Source organism: Thiosulfativibrio zosterae, assembly GCF_011398155.1.
In the GTDB taxonomy this organism is placed as follows: Bacteria; Pseudomonadota; Gammaproteobacteria; order Thiomicrospirales; family Thiomicrospiraceae; genus Thiosulfativibrio; species Thiosulfativibrio zosterae.
The window spans coordinates 249,103-269,377 of record NZ_AP021888.1 but is presented as its reverse complement, the minus strand read 5'-3'; the positions used below and the strand labels follow the sequence as shown (position 1 = coordinate 269,377).

The window sequence follows — 20,275 nt, the reverse complement described above, 5'->3', positions numbered from 1 at the left end:
CCTGACCAATCTGAACTGGTTATCCGTTATAATAACCCGATATTTCAACTGGATGAGCAATAACCATGACCCAAGCAGCCCCCTTTGGACAAATTCGCAACGATTGGACGCTTGAAGAAATCAAGCAAATCATGAACCAACCTTTTAACGATTTAATGTTCCAAGCCCAGTCGGTTCACCGAATGTACTTTAATCCCAACGAAATTCAAACCAGTACTTTGGTAAACATTAAGTCGGGCGGTTGTGCTGAAGACTGTGCTTATTGCTCACAAAGCGCGCGCAACCAAACCGACCTTGAAAAACAACAAATGCTCGAAGTGCAAGAAGTCATTGAACAAGCTCTGGTTGCCAAAGAGCGTGGTGCCACTCGTTTGTGCATGGGTGCGGCTTGGCGCAACCCCACCAAAAAAGATTTTCCGCGGGTGTTAGAAATGGTGCGCGTCGTTAAAGATTTAGGGCTAGAAACCTGCTTAACCTTGGGCATGCTCAACGATGACCAGGTAGCGCAACTCAAAGAAGCGGGATTGGATTATTACAATCACAACCTTGATACCTCAGAAGCCTTTTACCCTAAAATCATCACCACACGCAACTATCAAGACCGTTTAGACACCATCGACAAGGTGCAAAAAGCGGGCATCAATGTCTGCTCGGGCGGTATTATTGGTATGGGCGAAGAACACAAAGACCGTGCCGAATTATTGCGCACCTTTGCCACCATGCGCTTTCATCCTAATTCCGTGCCAATTAACCTCTTGGTAGCGGTTGAAGGCACGCCTTTGGCGCACATGAAAGACAAAACCGATTCATTTGAATTTATCCGCGTGATTGCCACGGCGCGTATTTTAATGCCACAAACCTATGTGCGACTTTCGGCAGGGCGTATGTCACTAACCGACGAAGCTCAAGCGCTGTGTTTCTTGGCGGGCGCTAATTCCATTTTTTATGGCGATAAACTCTTAACCACTGAAAACCCCGAGTCAGACCACGACTTGATGTTATTTGCCAAGCTGGGCATCAAAATGCAAGAAAACGCCGAAGCCAAATTGCAATCGCAAAAAATGGCCGAACAAATCACCGAGCTCACCGCTTAAGTTTTGCAAACCCCATGAACAAACCTTCCATCGAACAGCGTTTTGCCCCACTGCTACAAGCACGCCAGGCGCAAAACCTGTATCGTGCCCGACCTTTGGCACTCAGTGCGCAGCAGCCTAGCATGCAAATCAACGGCAAACAGGTCATCAACTTTTCATCCAATGATTATCTGGGGCTTGCCAATGCACCCGAACTGAAAAATGCCTTGCAACAAACCCTCAGTCAAAACCTCAGTGTGGGATCCGGTGCCGCGCACCTGGTCACTGGTCATAGCCTAGAACATCACCTATTAGAAGACGAATTAGCCGATTGGCTTGGCGTGGAGCGTGTACTGTTGTTTTCGACCGGTTACATGGCCAACCTTGCAGTGCAACAGGTGTTAATGCAAAAGGGTGATTTGATTTTAGGCGACAAACTCAACCACGCCTCCTTGATTGATGGCGCATTACAAAGTGATGCCGACTTCAAACGCTATGCGCACAACGACATGAGCGCTCTTGAGAAACGCCTCAGCAAAACTCAACACGCCGACAGTGCAACGCTGATTGTCAGCGATGGCGTATTCAGCATGGATGGTGATTTGACAAAGCTGCCAGAACTGCAAAAACTGGCTAAAAATAACCAGGCCTGGTTGTTTTTGGACGATGCCCACGGTTTTGGCGCGCTGGGCAAACACGGCAAAGGCTGTTTTGAATACTTTGATTGTCAACCCGATACCAACACCATTTTAATGGGCACGCTCGGCAAAGCCTTTGGGGTGAGCGGTGCTTTTGTGGCCGGCAGTCAAACGCTGATAGAAACCCTCATTAACTTTGCCCGACCTTACATCTACACCACCGCCATGTCACCCATGATGGCCGCGGCGGGGCGTGAAGCCTTGCGCTTGGTAAAGCAGGCGGATGCGCGTCGTGAACACCTTAATCAGCTCATACAACAATTTCGTATAGGCGCGAGCCAACTGGGACTGCCGTTAATGGATTCTCCCAGCGCCATTCAACCCATCGTTTTAGGGGATGCCGCGACCGCTTTAGCTTGGAGTGAACAGCTCAAGCAACAAGGCTTTTGGGTGGGCGCGATTCGTCCACCCACTGTGCCGCACAACACCGCGCGCTTGCGCATCACCCTCAGTGCGGCTCATACGGCTGAACAAGTCGATTCTCTATTAGAAGCTTTGGCCGCTTGTCAGCACAGCCATACGCTTTCACGGTAAAATAACGCTATGCCAACTTCTCACGCACTTTATCACCAAATGCTACCCAGCACCCAACCCCATGCCGAACACCTGACACTGGTGCATGGCTGGGCGGCTGAAAGTGCCGGCTGGGCAGATTGGGCTCAAGAATTCCTAACGCCCCATTTTCAGGTTCATTTAATTGATCTACCTGGGTTTGGACAAAGCCCAGAACTGAGCAAAACTCAAATTGCCAACGACCTGAATGGCGCTTGGTGTGATGCCTTGGCACAAGCACTACCCCCCAAATCCCATCTGCTCGGCTGGTCACTGGGCGGCTTGCTGTGTCAACAACTGGCTTGGCAATATCCGCGACAGGTGCAAAGTTTAATTTGCCTGGCTTCTACGCCGCGCTTTACCCAGCAAGATGGCTGGCCCAATGCCGTCAGCCCAGAACTCATGGCCAACTTTATGAAAGCCCTGGGCGTTGAGTCACTCACCCTGCTCAAACAGTTTTGGAATTTACAGTTACAAGGCTCTGATAATGCGCGCCCCTTGATGAAACAACTCAGTGCCCAAATGCGCAACCGAAATTTACCGTCCTTGGCGGGACTCACCCAAGGGCTCAAATTATTGCGCGACCTCGACAACCGCCCCCATTTGCAAGACATCACCCAACCTACCCTATGGTTGTTTGGCGAACATGACCCACTCATTCCGCAAGCCCTGCAAACACAGTTGCACGATTTGCAACCCAGCGCCCAATTACACATTATCAAGGGCGCCAGTCATATGCCTTTTTTCTCGCATCCGCAGGACACCGCTGATGCATTGATTCACTTTATTCACGCCCAGATAGAAACTTAACCTTAATGCAAACTTTTAACCGCGCTCACATTCGCCAACACTTTGATCATGCCGCCGTCAGCTATGACGAAGCGGCCGTTTTGCAACGCCAAGTGGCCGACCATTTAGATGAACGCCTTGACCTAATTGCCATTCAACCGCAAGTGGTGTTAGATGTCGGTGCTGGCACTGGGATTTTGACGCAAAAAATGCGCGCGCGTTACCCCAAAGCGCAGGTAATGGCGGTAGACCTGGCATTGGGCATGCTCAAAAAAGCGCAGCACCATTATCAACAACAACGCAGCTTTGGGCAAAAAGCCAAATCGCTGTTTAGCAGTGAACAGCAGCACTTTATCAATGCCGATGCCTATGCGTTGCCGCTTGCTTCTGGTCAGGTGGATTTATTGGTGAGTAATTTGATGTTGCAATGGTGCGATGATTTGGATGCCGTGTTTCAAGAATTTCGCCGCGTATTGCGACCCGAAGGTGTGTTGATTTTCACCACCTTTGGTCCAGATACTTTAAAAGAACTGCGCCAGGCCTGGTCAAAAACCGACCAAAAAGCCCATGTAAACACCTTTATTGATATGCACGATATTGGCGATGCTTTAATACGCAATGGTTTTGGACAACCGGTGATGGATGTAGAAGACTTTGTGCTGACCTATGACAAACCCATTGGGGTTTTGAAAGATTTAAAAGCCATAGGCGCAACCCTTGCTAATCAAGACCGTGGTGCAGGCCTGATGGGCAAGCAACGCTTTACCCAAATGTTAGAGCACTACGAAGCATTTAGAGCGCCACGCACAGATCAAAAAATTCCCGCCACCTATGAAGTGGTGCATGGGCATGCTTGGGCGGCACAAGAAGTGATTAAAGGCCCCAATCGTGATAGATCAGGCCTGGTAGAAATTTCGCTTGATCAGTTTAAAAGTGGTTTAAAACCCATTTAAACTGAAAGCCTTTACACCCCGCCCAGCAGGCTAAAGCCTGCGCCCCATTTACTCTCGTCTGCCTTCGGGGCGAAGGCTTTAGCCTTCTGTTAAATAAACTATCAACATTAAGCAGGCTGAAGCCTGCGCCCCATAACTCCCGTCTGCATTCTGTTAAATAACGCATAAACTCTCAGCATGCTTAGGCCTGCCCCATTAACTCCCGTCAACTTTTGGGGCGAAGGCTTTAGCCTTCTATTCTGCAATCCATCCTCACTCAGCAGGCTAAAGCCTGCGCCCCATTGATTATCTCAATGGCATCAGTGTAATTGGGCTTCTAGCTTATCTAAAATATCCAGCACCGCAGCAGACAATTCTTTAACCACAATAAAATGAAGCTGTGCATCTTCTAGCTTACCCGACTCTTTGAGATCCAAGGTTTTCAAAAACTCGCTGCGTAAACTTGGGTAAAGTTGTTGCAACAAAGCAAACTCTGGCAAGCTACCAAACGCATCACGCCCTTCTTGTGCTAACCAATGGGTCATGCCCGTTTTGGCAGACAATTCTTCGCGGGTAATTTGCCCTACGCCATTTAAGCTGGCTTTTAATTTATTCACCCAGTTACGCAGGGCTCTTTCAGCCAAGGCCATATCCCAAGCCTCTGGGCCAGTGGATTTCTCATGAAATTTAAAGCTTTGAATCACCGCATGGCTGCGATTGACACCCGCGCCCAACTCGCTGGATTTGGTATTAAAGAAACTCACTTGGCCTTTCATTTCGTCGGCTTCGTTGCGCAAGGTTTGTGCTGCACTGGCGGTTTCTTCAACCAAGGCAGCGTTTTGCTGAGTCACGCTGTCCATGCCTTCCATGGCTAAGTTAATTTGCTCAACACCACGCGTTTGCTCTTGGTTAGCGGAGGCAATTTGCGCAATGAACTCGTGCATTTTTAAAATTACCTGCACAATCGACATAAATTCTTTATTTGACGACTCAACCAAGCTGACACTTTGGCGGACTTGCACACCGGTATTTTCGATGAGCCCACGAATTTCTTTGGCGGCTTCGGCAGACTTACCTGCCAAATTGCGCACTTCGCCCGCCACCACGGCAAATCCACGGCCTTGTTCACCGGCACGCGCCGCTTCTACCGCTGCGTTTAAGGCCAACAGGTTGGTTTGAAACGCAATCGAGTCAATCAAGCCGATAATATCGGCTATTTTTTGACTGGACTGGGCCACATTCGCCATCGAATCTTTGGTGCGTTGCATGACCAACGAACCATTGTCTGCTTGCTGCTTGGCCGCACTGGCTAAGAGAGTTGCTTCATTGGCATTTTCGGCGTTCTTGCGCACCGTATCGGTGATCACCTCCATAGCGGCAACCGTTTCTTGCAAGGTCGCCGCTTGGCTTTGAATACGATCAGATAAATTGCTCGACCCTTCGGCAATCTGTGCAGAGGCATCATTGACGGTATGAGAAGCTGACATCAACTCAGCTATGGCACTGGAAATATTATCCAATGAAGTATTCACCGCTTCAGCCATCACCCCCATCTTGCCACTATATTTGCCCTGCACTCGCTGGGTTAAATCGCCTTCCGACTGCGCAACCAAAACTTCAACCGCTTCGGTAATGCCCGACTCTAGTTGATCGAGCGATGCATTGATATTGGTTTTTAAGGCCTCAAGCTCACCACTGAGTTGAGCATTTAGGCGGCGCGAGAAGTTACCTTCTGCAATCGACTTCATGGTGGTGTTGATACCCACCACGGCATCATGCGTATCATTCATGGCAAGTTTTAAGTCTTCCATCATCACCGCAAACTCGCCCCTAAAGGTTTGGCTACTGTCAAAACTGTAATGCCCGTCACGAATCGCGTGAATGGCACTTTCGATCTCTTTAATGACAAACTGAATATTGTCTGCCGAATCATTGACATAGTTTTTAAGGATATTCAAATCCCCCTTGGTATCTGCCTGAATCCGCTTTGATAAACGCCCTTTTGCCAGTTCATCAATCATGTCAGACACGCTGATCATCAAATGCTGCACAGCGGTCACATAATGGTTGAAATTTTCACCCATTTGCCCGATTTCATCAGTGGTGAGCACATCCGCGCGCACCGATAACGACCCTTGTTCTGAGGCAATTTTCAGTTTATCGGTGAGGTTTTTCAGGGGCGTTAAGATGAATTTACGCAACCGCCAAAACACTTGAATCAATAACAAAATAAAACCACCCGACATGGCGGCTTGAGCAACATAAATCATAAAATAGGTGTTGCTGAGCAAACGACTTAAAATCTCCATTGGCTCGACAATCAATTGTGCGCCTACTATCTGCCCGCCTGCTTCAACCGGCGACCAAATAAACAAATGATTATTTTTGACGAGATACAGTGACTTAAACAAGTCCTGCTGCTCTTGAGGTTTTAGCAATTGAAAACTTTGCAACGCGGGCGAATTTTCAAACCCTTGCGCCGCTTGATAGGTGGTTTGTTGTTTTGCAAAGGCTGCATATTGGTGATTGGCTTGTTTTTCTAACGCACTGACCTGCGTTAAAGGCAAGCTCACCCCCACCAAACCTATGACCTTGTCACCGTAAGGCACCGGCACTAGAGCCTGCAAAAATCCACCTTCGGCTTGAAACTGTATGCGGGTCAGCGGTTCTTTGGGCATAGCATCCACCTTAATGCTCACGCCACTGCCAGACACCAGGTTTAAATCGGCATCAAACACCGCCAAGCCCATGCCATCCATATTGGCGCGTTTGACATATTGCTGATAATTCACTTCTAGGATTTGCCAAATCACCGTTTTTTGATGGTCGTATAGGCCATAAATCAAGGCTGAATTCCCCGCTAGCCCCACGGCATTGGTCAGGGCAATTTGGCTTTGGCTGGCGATTTCGCTGTCTAAATTAGAGCTGAGCAAGGTTTGTCTGTCGTGCACCGCTTCTTGGTAGAGATTGTCGGCCACATTTTGTAAATACAACTGCAGCACGATACTCCACAGAATCGCCATTAAAATCAACGGAATCATGGTTTTGCCCAAAATACTCTTTTTGGGCAAGGGACTCAACGCGGCCATTTTTTCAGCAAAAGGTGTGGTTGGAACGCCGGATTTTAAGATGATTTTGCCGGCGGCAATCGCTTGATAAGCGGCTTCTGACTGGGGAATTTGCTCACGCTTGATGGTGTTACGAACCGATTTATAACCGGTGACTTTGCCATGGTGCAACACTGGCGCAATATTGGCTTCTACCCAATAATGGTCGCCATTTTTGCGACGATTTTTAACATATTGATGCCAAGGCTCACCGCGTTTTAAAGTATCCCAAAGGTCTTTAAAAACCGCCTCTGGCACATCCGGATGACGAATCATGCTATGCGGTTGGCCGTTAAGTTCCTCCCAAGAATAACCACTCACTTCGATAAAAGTATCGTTGGCATAGGTGATATTGCCCAACAAGTCTGTTTCAGAGACCAATACTCGACCTTCGGGAATGACATATTCATGCTGGGTGATGGGCAGATTTTTTCTCATATCATTTCCTAGGCTATCAACGGTGACAGCAGAACATTAAAAGCCAAAGCCTTTTAAGATGTTTTTGGCTTTGTCGCTAATCGCTTTTTCGGCTTCAGCTTGCGCCTGTGCTTTCAATTTTTCTTTTTCTTTTTCAAGCGCTTTTTCGGCCTCAGCTTTTGCTTTTTTCTCTAGCGACTTTTGGTCCAAGCCCGGCAACTTGCCATTTAAAATGGCATCCAAATCCAAGTCTTGCGCCTTTAAGGTCGACTGCTCGCCCAAGAGTTTGCTCAACTGTTGATTAATAGGCCCCATTTGCTCATTCAACAATGTGTCTAAATATTGTTTAACTTGCTGCTTAGCACTGGCGATTTCCGCATCTAAAACTTTATTAAATGCTTTTGACAACAACTTATCCAAATCAGATTTCGCATCCACTTTGGGCGCGAACGCATCACCAGTGATGGCACTTTGCACCGTAAATTCTGAGATATCGGCAAAGATAGGCGCAATGTATTTTTTCACTTCTTTAGAGTCAGACGCTGTCGCATCCAACGCAACCTGACTAAAACGCGTGTCAACGTCCGCTTTAATCTGATCGCCACCTAACCATGACATTTGCCCCTGCAAACTCATCTGGCCTTGCTTCATAACTACAGGCAAGGTTTTATCGTCCGACAAACGCGCTTCACTGAGCGCATAATCGGCAAGGGTAAAGTTGGCTCGATTAATTGGTTTTTCAGGGTGCACATAGTTGCTTTCACCCATAATGATTAAAGGCGATTTTTGCTTTACCGGCAAAGCATCAATTTTAAAAGTGACCGGGATTTTAGAAACCGCATGATCAAAGTTGAGTTGCTTAATTGCCAGCTCGACATGACCCCAATCAATATTGCCATCGCCATGAATGCGCTTAACGATAAACTTGGGTTGTGGGTCATATTCCCGATAGTTCACCACGGTGCCAAAGGCTCTGGCAGCTTTGGTTGCTTCGGCTTCGGCGGCTTCTTTGGCTCGTTTGGCTTGCCAGGATTGGGCATACTCAATCACGGGTTGTAACTTAACGCGCCAGGCTTGAGCCGTATCCAACCAGCCTTGAATTTTGGGCCCAAACAACAAATAGGTCACATTAGACAAGCCCTGTTCGCTGAAACTATATTTGGCCATGAGTCGGTCATAATCCTGCTGAGGCAAATCTGGTAATTTTTGCGCTTGGGTTTTGAGGGCATTGACTTGTTTTAGTAACGCCTGACCTTCATCCAGGGTTTTCTTGTGCGCTTCGATTTCTTTTTTGAGGGCTTCAAAGTCTTTTTGCTTTTGTAAAATCACCGCAGGATTACTAAAGTCACCTTTAGACAGGGCTTCAAAGCGTTTTTGATAGTCTTTAACCGTTGCTTCATTTGGCAATTTTGCCTGCAAATTTGACCAGGCCTGGTCAATTTTGGCAATTTCGGCTTGAATTTCTTGCCCTGCTGTCACGGTTTTTAGGGTTTCACGGGCCAGAATTTCTTGCGGATCAGGTAAGCTCATTTGTGGCAAATTAAAAGCTTGCGATGCTTTTTTATCGGCTTTTTGCGCCGCGGTTTCCTCGGCAGTTTTATAAATCGCACCGGCGCTCTGACGAGGCTGATGCATCGCAAAGCCATTGAAATTCACATCTTCAATTACTGTACGCCCTACCACCCAGTGATACAAATTCATCGTGGCTTTGATTTGTTGAATTTGCAGTAAATTTTGCATGGGCTGCTCAGGGTCGGTTAAGGCGATTTGATTCACCTCGACACCCAGTGGACTAAAACTAAGCCCCAAAGAGCCAATGTCCACCTGGGCACCCCAAGCTTGGCTGGCGTAATGTTGAATTTCTTTTTTTAGAAAAAGACTGATACCCAAATAAGACAAGCCAACGATGCCACCAATAATGGCACTAAAAATAGCGATACCCGACCAACGAATCCAGCCTTTAGGGGCTGGCGTGGATGCAGGTGCAGGTGCAGCAGAAGTCGGAGAAGGATTTTTAATGGCTGTTTGAGTCATTTGCATTCTCCTTAAGAAACTAAGCTGGCTTTATCAGCCGCTTTTAACATTTGCACGACTTTGAATTTACTGACCCAAGCCAAAAAGGTTTTGCGATAAGTTTTAATCAAAATCAAAAAGAGAATGAAGGCTGGAATCGCCAACAAATAGGACACCAAAATACTGCCCATGACAATAGAGTTGTTAAAGTGCAAGAAGCGCCAAACAGCAGAATTATAGGCTTCAGTAAACATAGGCTCTAAAGCAGGCATTTGTAACACCCAAAGCCCCAGCTGATTAAAGATAGGATCCAGTAAATAGGCCAGTCCGCTGAAAAATGCCCAAGCAACCACCACACCGGCAAGATTCACCCGCAACATAAAAATAAGCGCCAGCGTGAGTAAATTATGGGCAAAAAATAAGGGGGTTAACCCCAATATCATCCCTAATACAAAAGACAGGGCAATTTGCCCCGGATATTGATTGGCGTTGAGTGCCTTAAACAACTTGAGTATTAAGCCCATTATTGCCTCAGTAATAATTAGTAAAGACCATCATTTTAACGAATTTGGGTAAATTCACAATCATTTCAATCAATAAGAAATTACCAAGACAGGGTTTCAGTTAAATCAACAATACCGTCGGCATCCGCATCGACATCTAGGGTGTAACTTCCCAATCCATTGAAAGTGATATAACCAATGCTATCAAGCCCTGTTAACTTAAGTTTGCCACTAATGGGTTTTTGGTAGGGGCCGTCTTGTGTCGTCGTGACTGGAAAAGAAGGGACCGTAGTCACAGCAACGGTACCATAAGTAGGATGAACCAAACTACCAGTATAAATTTTGCCAGCATCATAAGTTGCGACGAGCCATTTAAGAGCCTCAACCGTTAGGTTATCAGGGTATTTATAGGCTGATATCCTATTAAAATAATGTGTTGTCGCTGTCGCCGTTACAGCCTTTTCCATAGTCCCTACTAGGGTTACAGTAAAAGCATCATCCGATTCAACTTTATAAATATAATTACCATACACCATTTCATAATTATCGGCATCGCTGCCAGTAGCAGTTACAACGCCAGACTGAGTTAACTTACCTGTCCAATCTAAGCTATCCGTGCAGTAACTATTTAAGGTTAAGGTATTATCAAAATCACCACTTACCGCAGTCAGATCAGCTGATAAAGCTGATGTTCCACCACAAACACCTGTTGAGCTGGTGTTTGTTAACAAACCAGCAACACTTGAAACCGTATCCACACCCTGCAATTGAGTCGCCAAGTTTGTTAGCATCATTTCTTGATCTTGGATGAGAATAAAACTTTCAAACAAAGCCTTCAGCTCAGTTGAAGTGACCTGCGCAACTGGAGCTGAAGTTTTTTTATCCTCAATTCCCAAGTCACATCCCTGCAGAAACACAATTGCCGCCAGCGGCAAAACACCTAGTAATCTCATGCACAAAGCTCCATTAAATCAAAAAAAATTTATAAGCAAATTACTCGCCAACTTAACATTTGAGCTGGTTCAGTTCATCTCTTGCGGATCGACATCGATGCTCCAACGCACTTTGGCGGTGAGTTTTGAAGCGTAAATTCTGGACTCTACTTGCCCTAACCATTGATGCAAAGTGCCGCGATGATTGGATTGCAACAGCAGTTGATAACGATAGCGCCCTTGGCGTCGCATCATGGGCGCCGCCACCGGCCCCATCACCTGAGCGTTCACCTGACTTGACGCTTGCGCTAAGAGCGTCGGTTTGAGAGATTGCAGACTGAATTTGATTTCATTTAAAAACTGCCAACCCGCTTGGGCATCGATGGCTTCGGCACGAATTAAAATTTGGTATTCATAAGGCGGCAAACCGGCCTCTTCACGACCCAGCAAGGCTTGTTTGGCAAAAGCTTCGTAGCCCTCGGCAACCAAGGTTTTTAATAACGGATGCTCAGGATGATGGGTTTGTATCATCACAGTACCGGTTTTTTCAGCGCGCCCAGCACGCCCCGACACCTGCACAATTAACTGCGCCATGCGTTCCGCTGCCCGAAAATCACTGCTGAATAATCCTTGGTCAATGTCCAACAAACCGACCAAAGTGACCTGCGGAAAATGATGCCCTTTGGCCAGCATTTGCGTGCCGATTAAAATACGCGCCTTGCCTTCTTTGGCTTGCTGTGTGAGTTCGGCCATTTGTCCTTTGAGGCGTGTGGTGTCGGCATCAATCCGCAACAGGCTTTCTTCGGGAAACCAGCTTTGAATGGTTTCTTCCAAACGCTCGGTACCTTGACCGACCTTAACAAATTCTGCCGACTGGCAATGCGGACAGGTGTGCGGTGCTTTGTGTTGATAACCACAATGATGACACCGCAATTCATTCACCTGTTGATGATAGGTCATATTGGCATCGCAACTGGGACAGGCTGCTTGCCAACCACAGTCATGACACATCAACACCGGCGCAAATCCACGGCGATTTAAAAATAACAACACCTGACCTTGGTCTGCAAGGTGCTGTGCCATGAGTTTACGCAAAGGCGTTGATACGCCTTCGGCCAGTTTTTCACCACGAATATCCAATAGCTGTACATTTGGCAACTGTGCGCCGGCGGCGCGCTGCTGCAGTTTTAACCAAGCATAACGCTGGGTTTGAGCGTTATATAAGCTTTCTAGAGAGGGCGTTGCCGAACCCAACACCACGGGCACTTTTTCAAGATGGGCGCGGCGCACCAAACAATCACGCGCTGAGTAGCGAAAACCATCTTGCTGTTTAAAAGACAAATCATGCTCTTCGTCCATAATGCACAAACCCAAATTGGCAAAAGGCGTAAAAACGGCAGAGCGTGTGCCCAATAACACTTGCACGCGCCCTGATTGCACCAGCCACCAAGCGCATTGGCGCTCTTTGTCGTTGAGCCCAGAATGCATCACCGCCACGGGCTGTTGCAAATAGGCTTCAAAGCGCTGCACGGTTTGCGGGGTTAAGCCAATTTCGGGCACCAAGACCAACACCTGTTTTCCCAAGTGCAAACAGCGTTCAATCATGCCCAAATAGACTTCTGTTTTGCCGCTACCGGTAATTCCTTCTAATAAAAAGGCTTGATAGCCTTTGTCAAAATCAACCGCATCGACCGCTACTTGCTGTTCTGCATTCAAAATATGACCAGGCCTGGTCAGTTTTGAGTGCCAATTTAAACAAGGCGAGGTGGTTTCTTGCACCCAACCCAAATCTAGCAAACGCTTCATGGGCGTGCGCCAATGATTGAGTTGCGCATTAAGATGTTCAGCACTGAGCGCTTGAGATTCTGACAAGCAATCGATTAGCGCCAACTGCTGTTTAGCATTGGCGGGCAAGGGCGGCAAGGTTTCTCGAATCGACTGCGGCGCTAAAACCCAAGAGGTTACCCCTTCTACCTCGGGCACTTCACCTTGCCGCAGGCGTTTGGGCAGCGCGGTTTGCATAACATTGCCAATCGGTTCGTGATAATAAAAACTTGCCCACTTCAACAATTCCATGTCTTTAGCGGAAAATAGTGGTGCGGTGTCTAACACCGCTTCAATCGACTTAAGTTTTTTAAGGTTGAGCGATAAGGCTGCGCAACCCGCCTGTAAAGCCTGCTCATCCACAAAGGTTTGCACAGCCATCACCACACCCACTAAAGATTTGCTGCGAAACGGCACGCGCACTCGTCCGCCCACCACCGGCAAAGCGGCCGTTGCTGTCGAATCCAACAGATAACTTAATGGGGTTAAAAAAGGCCCTGCAACAGCCACTTCAATGATGGTCACGCAAATCTCTCTGGCAAAAATTTAATAAATCATTATGACACAATTCCCTTTCTCAACCCATATCAGGCTTGCTTATCCCATTAAAAGTCTGCAGAATAACCCTCATGAAAAAAAGTCTAACAAACACCTTATTATTGATTTTATTGCCGATTGCCTTCAGCTTAAGTAGCTGTTCGCAAGACGATGACTCGCATTCACAAGCCACGCCCAGCGCCCAAAACGCCGACAAAAATCAAGAAGCGCGTGGCGTCAAACAAACCCCTTTGCCGACCGGCCCTCAACTGAAAGACCGCTTATGAAAACTTGGTTAACGCTTTTTATCCATCAACAAAATCGTTTTCAAAAAATGCTGGGGCATTTTGTCGCCTGGGGATTACTCAGCTTGGTTGTGTTATCGGCCAGCGTGGTCATTTTGCGTTATGGGTTTGATGCCGGTGCGATTGCACTACAAGAAACCGTGCTTTACAACCATGCGCTGGTATTTATGCTGGGCATGGGCTATGCGTTACAGCAAGATAAACATGTGCGGGTGGATGTGTTTTATGAAACCATGTCGCCTAAGCGCAAGGCTTGGGTCAATTTGATTGGCGCGCTGTTTTTAGCCTTACCGACTTTGCTGTTTATTGCTTGGGCCAGCTGGGAATATGTTGAAGTCAGTTGGCGCATCCACGAAACCTCGTCTGAACCCGGTGGACTGCCGTTTGTGTATTTGTTAAAAACCGTTATTTTAGTCATGGCGGCTTTGGTCAGTTTGCAAGCCCTCACGCTGGCAGCGGAATCGGCTTTGCAATTGACCGACTCAACACCCACGCCTTCAGAAACGCCAGAAGCCAGCTCGGCTAAACTCTAAGAGAACCCAGAGAAACTCCATGGAATACATTGCGCTTGGCTTATTTGCCCTTGTTTTAATCGCCTTAATGTTTGGCTTTCCGGTCGCCTTTACCCTATCAGGCGTGTCTTTAATATTCGCGCTGGGTGCCACCCTTTTTGGCGCGTTTGACATGGCGTTTTTAAACAGTGTGCCCAATCGTATTTTCAGCATTATGAACAACACCACACTGCTGGCTGTGCCCTTATTTGTGTTTATGGGCATTATGTTAGAGCAGTCCAAAATTGCCGAACAACTCTTAACCACCATGGATGAAGTGATGCGTGGTTTTATAGGCGGCTTAGGGATTTCGGTTATTTTGGTGGGCGCACTCTTAGCCGCCAGCACCGGCATTGTTGGCGCAACGGTGGTCACCATGGGATTACTGGCTTTGCCAACCATGATTAAGCAAGGCTATTGCCCTAAACTCGCCACCGGCACCATTTGCGCCTCAGGGACTTTGGGGCAAATTATTCCACCGTCTATCGTGTTGATTTTATTGGGCGATGTATTGTCTTCGGCTTACCAACAGGCACAACTCAATCAAGGTATTTTTTCACCCGAAACTCTGTCTGTCGGCGACCTTTTTATTGGTGCGCTGTTGCCGGGTATGTTGCTGGTTTTATTTTATATTTTATATGTCTTTGGCATGGCTTGGCTAAAACCCGAAACCGCACCCGGCTTATCCAGCGCCAGTATACCCGCTGGCATTTGGACAAGAGTGCTGGGCAGTTTACTGCCCCCTTTGGTGTTAATTATTTTGGTTTTGGGTTCTATTTTAGGGGGCTTTGCCACGCCCACCGAAGCCGCTTCGATTGGTGCTTTAGGCGCGCTGGTTTTAGCGGCTTTAAAAAACCGCTTAAATCTGGCCATACTTAATCAAGTGATGCGTGACACCTTGATGGTCACCAGTATGATTTTTATGATTTTCATTGGGGCCGCCTTTTTCTCTTTGGTGTTTAAAGGGTTGGGGGGTGACGACCTCATCCATGGTTTATTAGCTGACCTGCCGGGTGGGGTATTTACCGCCATGTTGTTGGTAATGGTCTTTATGTTTGTGCTGGGTTTCTTTTTAGACTTTATTGAAATCACCTATGTGGTGGTGCCGATTGTCGCCCCCATTTTGCTGATGATGGGCATTGACCCTATTTGGCTGGGTATTATGATTGCTATTAATCTGCAAACCGCTTTTTTAACGCCACCCTTTGGTTTTGCACTGTTTTATTTAAGAGGCGTTGCCCCACAGGGTGTTAAAACTAAAGATATTTATTTAGGCGTGATGCCCTTTATTGGTATTCAACTATTAGTGCTTTGTTTAATCGCCTATTGGCCAGAATTGGCGACTTGGTTGCCCGCTCAACAGAGCAACTCATATTGATGCAAACTGACTATAAATATTTTTTGTGCGGTATTTTGTTAAAGTTCGCCTAAAATAATGCCTATTATGCAAAACACAACTCTCGAAGCCGAACTCAAGTCCACCATTCTACGCCTGAAAAATGAGCGTCAGTTTAAGCGTGACATCATCAATGCGCTTCACGATGGTATTTTGGTTTTTAGCCAACACTTATCATTACAAATCATAAATGATGCGGCACAAAGCTTGATGTGCTTTAACCCAAACAGTGATGAGTTTTTTGTTGATCTTGAGTTTTTCAAAAACAAAAAGCGCACCATTAAATTCAATATGAAACGCTGGCTCGAGCAAGTGATCGATGCGGCGCAAAACATCCCCAAAGAAACTTATATTTGGGTTAAACCCAATTGCTCGGAAGAACCCTCAACTCCCGTTTTATTATCGGCAAAACCCATCCTCAATACCGACGGCAGTTTTCAAGCGCTGCTCTTAGTGGTTTACGATCAAACCATCTATGCGCATTCCGATGAACAACATCGCATTCTTGAAGCGGCTTTTAATAGCTATGATGGGCAATTCATTACCAATGAAAAAGGCTATATCATCAAGCCCAACTTTTCTTTTTCGGCTTACACGGGCTTGTTACCGACCGAGCTCAATAGCATGACCATCATTCATTGGATGAAAAAACAGGTCACGCTCAAAGACTCTATTCAAATTGAAGACATTTTAAAATCCCTACTACTCGACAAAAAATGGAGTGGCGAAGTTCAAATCCACCCAAATCCAGAAACCACTTTCCATGCGGTTTTAAGTTTATCGATGTTGATGGACAATGATAAAAACATCGAGCACTATGTGGGCACGCTACAAGACATCACCGATATAAAAGAGTCGCAAGCCAATGTCGAACGTCTGGCCTATTTTGATGACCTGACTGGACTGCCCAATCGTCGCCTATTTATTGAACACCTTGAAAAAGACCTGCTGCATCACAAACGCAATCACACCTATAGCGCCCTGCTTTATTTAGACTTAGATAACTTTAAAGAAATCAACGATATTTACGGCCATGCGGTTGGCGATGCTGCACTTAAACAAACGGCCAACACCCTGACCGAGCTGCTCAGAGCTGAAGACTTGGTGGCGCGCATCAGCGGTGATGAGTTTATTATTTTAACGCGCTATAAAGTGCTCAGTCGTGACCTAGCGGCACAACACGCGCTCACCTTAGCCAGTAAAATCATCCAAACCCTCAACCAAGATTTATTGATTGAAGAACACATTATTCCCAACGCCAGCAGCGTGGGGATTCATATTATCCCGGGTTCGGCGGACGAAACCCCAGAGTATCTGATTAGCTGTGCTGACCTGGCCATGTACGAAGCCAAACAACGCGGCAAAAACCAGCTGTATTTTTACCAAACCGAACTCACCGAAAAGATTTTACGCCGCCGCGAGATAGAAGAAGCCCTGAAGCACGCCAATTACGACCAAGAATTTTATTTGGTTTATCAAGCACAAGTGGCCAATCACAGCCAACAAATCAGTGCCGAAACCCTGATTCGCTGGCAGCACCCCATTTTGGGCAACATTCGACCCGACCAATTTATTGGCATTGCAGAAGACACCAAGCAAATTCTTAAACTCGGGCAATGGATTTTAGAAAAAGCCTTTACCCAAACCTATCAATGGAATCAAAAAAGTGCAACGCCGGTACATTTGTCGGTCAATATCAGCCCGATTCAATTCCATGAGCCGACTTTTGTAGACTGCATTTTAGAAATACAACGCAAAACGCAAGTCAATCCACAACACATTACCCTCGAACTGACGGAAGGTATCTTAATTTCCAATATCGAAGATGCCCTCACCAAAATCAAAGCCTTAGCTCAATTGGGCTATCAACTATCGATTGACGATTTTGGTACCGGCTATTCTTCTTTAAGTTATTTCCAAAAACTGCCGATTCACGAACTTAAAATCGACCAAAGTTTTGTGAAACACTTGCCTGGCAGTGAAGAAGACATCGCCATTATCGAAACCATCATTCAACTGGCCAAGAGTAAAAACCTCACCATTGTGGCCGAAGGCGTGGAAACAGAAGCCCAAGTGGACTTCTTCAAGGCCCACCAAAGCGCCATTTTGATGCAAGGTTATTTTTTCAGCCACCCAGAAACCGCCCAAGAATTTGAAAAGCAATTCTTAACCCTCTAAAAAATCCCGTTTTTTTATGCAAAAAGCACCTTTATGGGTTTTCTATCCTAAAAACTTATCGTATGATAACGCTCAAATAGCAATCGCTCATCACGGCTGCAAGCCACTAAACAAAAGGCTTTCGCAATTCTACTTAACAATGGATTTTTCGATTGAATCGTATTTCAACCGACAACTTATTATCAAAACGCCCCGCATCTTTAAGTGACTTAGCGGCGATTTTGGCTCCACTGAAAGAAGCCATGGTGTTGTTTGATGAAACTTATCATCCTTTGCACGCCAATCCTGCGTTTTTTAACTGGCACCCTCAGCAAGCGCTCGATGTTTTACAAGACCCTTTATGGCTCTGCACCCATAAAAGAGGCGAACTGGCCTTTAACTTGCAAGACTGGCTTGCCAATCCACACAACGAAACCAGCCAAACCCTGTGGCTAAAAATGCCCAATCGCTCGTCCAGACGACCAATTCAGTTGCAACGCCACCTGTTAAAAACCCAAGATAACACTGAGCACACCCTTCTGGTTATTCAAGATTTATCGCTCCACATTCAACTGGATGCCCAACAAAAACTCATGAATGCCAGTTACGCGGGGCAATTTATCACCGATGCTCAAGGCTTAATCACCCAACCCAACTATGCGTTTTGCGCCTATACCGGACTCACGGCAGAACAACTCCAAAAAATGACTTATATTGACTGGCTACAAAAGCAAGTCACCTTTAAAGTTCCATTTAACAGCATTATGCGCGCCTTGTTAGATGAACAAAGCTGGTCAGGAGAGGTGCAAATTTTTGCGTCCAAAGAAGCGCGTTTTAGTGCCATTCTTTCGTTGTCTATGCTGGTGGACGAAGCCAATAATGTGGAACACATTATTGGCGTTTTACAAGACATCACCGATATTCTTGAAGCCCAATCAGAAATCAACCAACTGGCCTTTTACGATAAACTCACCGGCCTGGCCAATCGCACTTTATTGCAAGAACGCATTGAACGCGTCTTTGAAAACTGCCAACAACACCAAACCTTTGGCACTTTATTTTTTATAGACCTGGATGGTTTTAAAATCATCAATGATACTTTCGGTCATAATGCGGGTGACCAATTGCTGGTTCAGGTTGCAGAACGCTTGCTGCCATTGGTGGGCGAAAAAGCCACCCTCGCGCGCCTCAGTGGCGATGAGTTTATGGTGCTTTGTCCTAACGCTACACAAGACCGCGACATCGCCTTTCAAGATGCTTTGGCGTTTGGTGGCAAATTGCTGGATGCCATCGACAGTCGCTATAAAATTGAACAACATTCCATTCACAGTGCAGCCAGCATTGGCATTTGTATTTTCCCCACTGCAGAAGATCACTTACAAAGTCGTTCAGACCAAATCATCAGTTATGCGGATATGGCGATGTCTGAAGCCAAAAAACTCGGCGGCAATCAAACTTATCTGTTCGAAAAATCACTCATTGAAGAAGCCAAACAGCGATTAGAGCTCATAGAAGCGCTTAACCACTCTGAACTTGATGATGAATTTCAGATTTATTTTCAAGCGCAAGTGAACAAAGCAGGTGAAACCATTTCTGCCGAAACCCTATTGCGCTGGTTTCACCCAGAGCTGGGGTTTGTATCTCCTGCCAAATTTATTCCCGTGGCAGAAGAGGGCCGTCAAATTATTAAAATAGGTTTATGGGTGATGCACAAAGCCTTTTTGCAGGCCAAAGCCTGGAACAAAAAATACCGCCCTATTCGCATCGCCATCAACATTAGCCCAATTCAATTCCACGAACAAAGTTTTATTGAGCTGATTATTGGGCTAATGAAGTTTACCCAAGTTGACCCGCGTACCATCACGCTTGAATTGACCGAAGGGGTGTTGATTCGCAACTCAAAATTGGCTTTGCAAAAAATTCAACACCTAGTGAGTTTAGGATTTGAGGTGTCAATCGATGACTTTGGCACGGGTTATTCATCACTGAGTTATTTGCAAAAACTGCCCATTCACGAACTCAAAATCGACCAAAGTTTTATCGCCCAAGTGCCAGGCAATCCAGATGACGAAGCCATTGTTGACTCTATCATCCAACTGGCCAGCACCAAAAACCTCAAAATTGTCGCCGAAGGCGTTGAAACCCAAGCACAATCAGATTTCTTAACTCAAAAATATGACCAAGTATTGTTACAAGGTTTCCTTTACAGTCGCCCCTTGCCCGCCGCTGACTTTGAAGAGCGCTATATCAAACCGCAACAAGTCAGTAGCAAAATCGCTTAACTGACAAAATTTATCGCCAAAAACAACCAGGCCTGGTTATTTTTAGCGCATTTTTAACCAAAAATCTGCACTGTTTTTAATATCCGCATAAAAAAATTAAATAAATTCAGATATTTATTTTAATTTACGGTACAATACGCAACTTCTAAATGCCTGCCTGTCTGTTATTCATTGTTATTCGCAAACTCTAGTAATATCTAAGGGATT

Annotated in this window: 14 protein-coding genes; 9 read left to right on the top strand and 5 right to left on the bottom strand. The window is 46.2% G+C overall.

Annotated features, from left to right (window positions below; all coding sequences use genetic code 11):
* Positions 1-65 precede the first annotated feature (65 nt).
* The 4 genes from bioB to bioC are packed head-to-tail and all read left to right on the top strand — an operon-like array spanning position 66 to position 4,065.
* Entirely contained in the window at positions 66-1,094 is a 1,029-nt protein-coding gene (gene bioB / locus THMIRH_RS01005) for a biotin synthase BioB (protein WP_173289894.1), read from the top strand.
* Positions 1,095-1,108: 14 nt separating this feature from the next.
* Complete coding sequence (bioF, locus tag THMIRH_RS01000) at positions 1,109-2,305, top strand: 8-amino-7-oxononanoate synthase (protein ID WP_173289892.1); 1,197 nt, start codon at positions 1,109-1,111, stop codon at positions 2,303-2,305.
* 9 nt (positions 2,306-2,314) lie between these two features.
* Positions 2,315-3,133, top strand: a complete 819-nt coding sequence (gene bioH, locus THMIRH_RS00995) for a pimeloyl-ACP methyl ester esterase BioH (protein WP_243831462.1) — start codon at positions 2,315-2,317, stop codon at positions 3,131-3,133.
* Positions 3,134-3,138: 5 nt separating this feature from the next.
* A complete protein-coding gene (gene bioC, locus THMIRH_RS00990) occupies positions 3,139-4,065 on the top strand; it encodes a malonyl-ACP O-methyltransferase BioC (RefSeq protein WP_173289890.1) in 927 nt (308 codons plus the stop codon).
* Positions 4,066-4,364: 299 nt separating this feature from the next.
* Here the strand turns inward: bioC and THMIRH_RS00985 are convergent, their stop codons facing one another.
* From THMIRH_RS00985 to THMIRH_RS00965, 5 genes are all read right to left on the bottom strand, one after another.
* Complete coding sequence (locus tag THMIRH_RS00985) at positions 4,365-7,589, bottom strand: methyl-accepting chemotaxis protein (protein WP_173289888.1); 3,225 nt, start codon at positions 7,587-7,589, stop codon at positions 4,365-4,367.
* Between the two features lie 36 nt (positions 7,590-7,625).
* Positions 7,626-9,602, bottom strand: a complete 1,977-nt coding sequence (locus tag THMIRH_RS00980) for a TIGR03545 family protein (RefSeq protein WP_173289886.1) — start codon at positions 9,600-9,602, stop codon at positions 7,626-7,628.
* 11 nt (positions 9,603-9,613) lie between these two features.
* Positions 9,614-10,105, bottom strand: a complete 492-nt coding sequence (locus tag THMIRH_RS00975) for a DUF2062 domain-containing protein (RefSeq protein WP_173289883.1) — start codon at positions 10,103-10,105, stop codon at positions 9,614-9,616.
* Between the two features lie 80 nt (positions 10,106-10,185).
* Complete coding sequence (locus THMIRH_RS00970; RefSeq protein WP_173289881.1) at positions 10,186-11,037, bottom strand: hypothetical protein; 852 nt, start codon at positions 11,035-11,037, stop codon at positions 10,186-10,188.
* 69 nt (positions 11,038-11,106) lie between these two features.
* Complete coding sequence (locus THMIRH_RS00965; protein WP_243831461.1) at positions 11,107-13,365, bottom strand: primosomal protein N'; 2,259 nt, start codon at positions 13,363-13,365, stop codon at positions 11,107-11,109.
* 104 nt (positions 13,366-13,469) lie between these two features.
* On the opposite strand from THMIRH_RS00965, the gene THMIRH_RS00960 reads away from it, so the two are divergent.
* The 5 genes from THMIRH_RS00960 (at position 13,470) to THMIRH_RS00940 (ending at position 20,068) form a co-directional block, all read left to right on the top strand.
* Complete coding sequence (locus tag THMIRH_RS00960; protein WP_173289878.1) at positions 13,470-13,664, top strand: hypothetical protein; 195 nt, start codon at positions 13,470-13,472, stop codon at positions 13,662-13,664.
* Positions 13,661-14,215 (top strand): TRAP transporter small permease subunit, encoded by a 555-nt coding sequence (locus THMIRH_RS00955; RefSeq protein ID WP_173289876.1) that lies wholly within the window; start codon positions 13,661-13,663, stop codon positions 14,213-14,215. The genes THMIRH_RS00960 and THMIRH_RS00955 overlap by 4 nt, the downstream gene beginning before the upstream one ends.
* A gap of 19 nt (positions 14,216-14,234) precedes the next feature.
* Positions 14,235-15,611, top strand: coding sequence for a TRAP transporter large permease (locus tag THMIRH_RS00950; protein ID WP_173289874.1), 1,377 nt, complete (start codon positions 14,235-14,237; stop codon positions 15,609-15,611).
* 66 nt (positions 15,612-15,677) lie between these two features.
* Positions 15,678-17,807 (top strand): EAL domain-containing protein, encoded by a 2,130-nt coding sequence (locus THMIRH_RS00945; protein ID WP_173289872.1) that lies wholly within the window; start codon positions 15,678-15,680, stop codon positions 17,805-17,807.
* A gap of 152 nt (positions 17,808-17,959) precedes the next feature.
* On the top strand, positions 17,960-20,068 hold the full coding sequence (locus THMIRH_RS00940) for a putative bifunctional diguanylate cyclase/phosphodiesterase (protein ID WP_243831460.1): 2,109 nt from the start codon (positions 17,960-17,962) through the stop codon (positions 20,066-20,068).
* Positions 20,069-20,275: the final 207 nt, after the last annotated feature.

Excerpts from the sequence above, each read along its gene's own strand:
- THMIRH_RS00960 (WP_173289878.1), top strand. The coding sequence starts at position 13,470 with ATGAAAAAAAGTCTAACAAACACCTTATTATTGATTTTATTGCCGATT.
- THMIRH_RS00980 (WP_173289886.1), bottom strand. The coding sequence starts at position 9,602 with ATGACTCAAACAGCCATTAAAAATCCTTCTCCGACTTCTGCTGCACCT.
- bioH (WP_243831462.1), top strand. The coding sequence starts at position 2,315 with ATGCCAACTTCTCACGCACTTTATCACCAAATGCTACCCAGCACCCAA.
- THMIRH_RS00985 (WP_173289888.1), bottom strand. The coding sequence starts at position 7,589 with ATGAGAAAAAATCTGCCCATCACCCAGCATGAATATGTCATTCCCGAA.
- THMIRH_RS00970 (WP_173289881.1), bottom strand. The coding sequence starts at position 11,037 with ATGAGATTACTAGGTGTTTTGCCGCTGGCGGCAATTGTGTTTCTGCAG.
- THMIRH_RS00945 (WP_173289872.1), top strand. The coding sequence starts at position 15,678 with ATGCAAAACACAACTCTCGAAGCCGAACTCAAGTCCACCATTCTACGC.
- THMIRH_RS00950 (WP_173289874.1), top strand. The coding sequence starts at position 14,235 with ATGGAATACATTGCGCTTGGCTTATTTGCCCTTGTTTTAATCGCCTTA.
- bioC (WP_173289890.1), top strand. The coding sequence starts at position 3,139 with ATGCAAACTTTTAACCGCGCTCACATTCGCCAACACTTTGATCATGCC.
- bioB (WP_173289894.1), top strand. The coding sequence starts at position 66 with ATGACCCAAGCAGCCCCCTTTGGACAAATTCGCAACGATTGGACGCTT.
- THMIRH_RS00955 (WP_173289876.1), top strand. The coding sequence starts at position 13,661 with ATGAAAACTTGGTTAACGCTTTTTATCCATCAACAAAATCGTTTTCAA.
- THMIRH_RS00975 (WP_173289883.1), bottom strand. The coding sequence starts at position 10,105 with ATGGGCTTAATACTCAAGTTGTTTAAGGCACTCAACGCCAATCAATAT.
- bioF (WP_173289892.1), top strand. The coding sequence starts at position 1,109 with ATGAACAAACCTTCCATCGAACAGCGTTTTGCCCCACTGCTACAAGCA.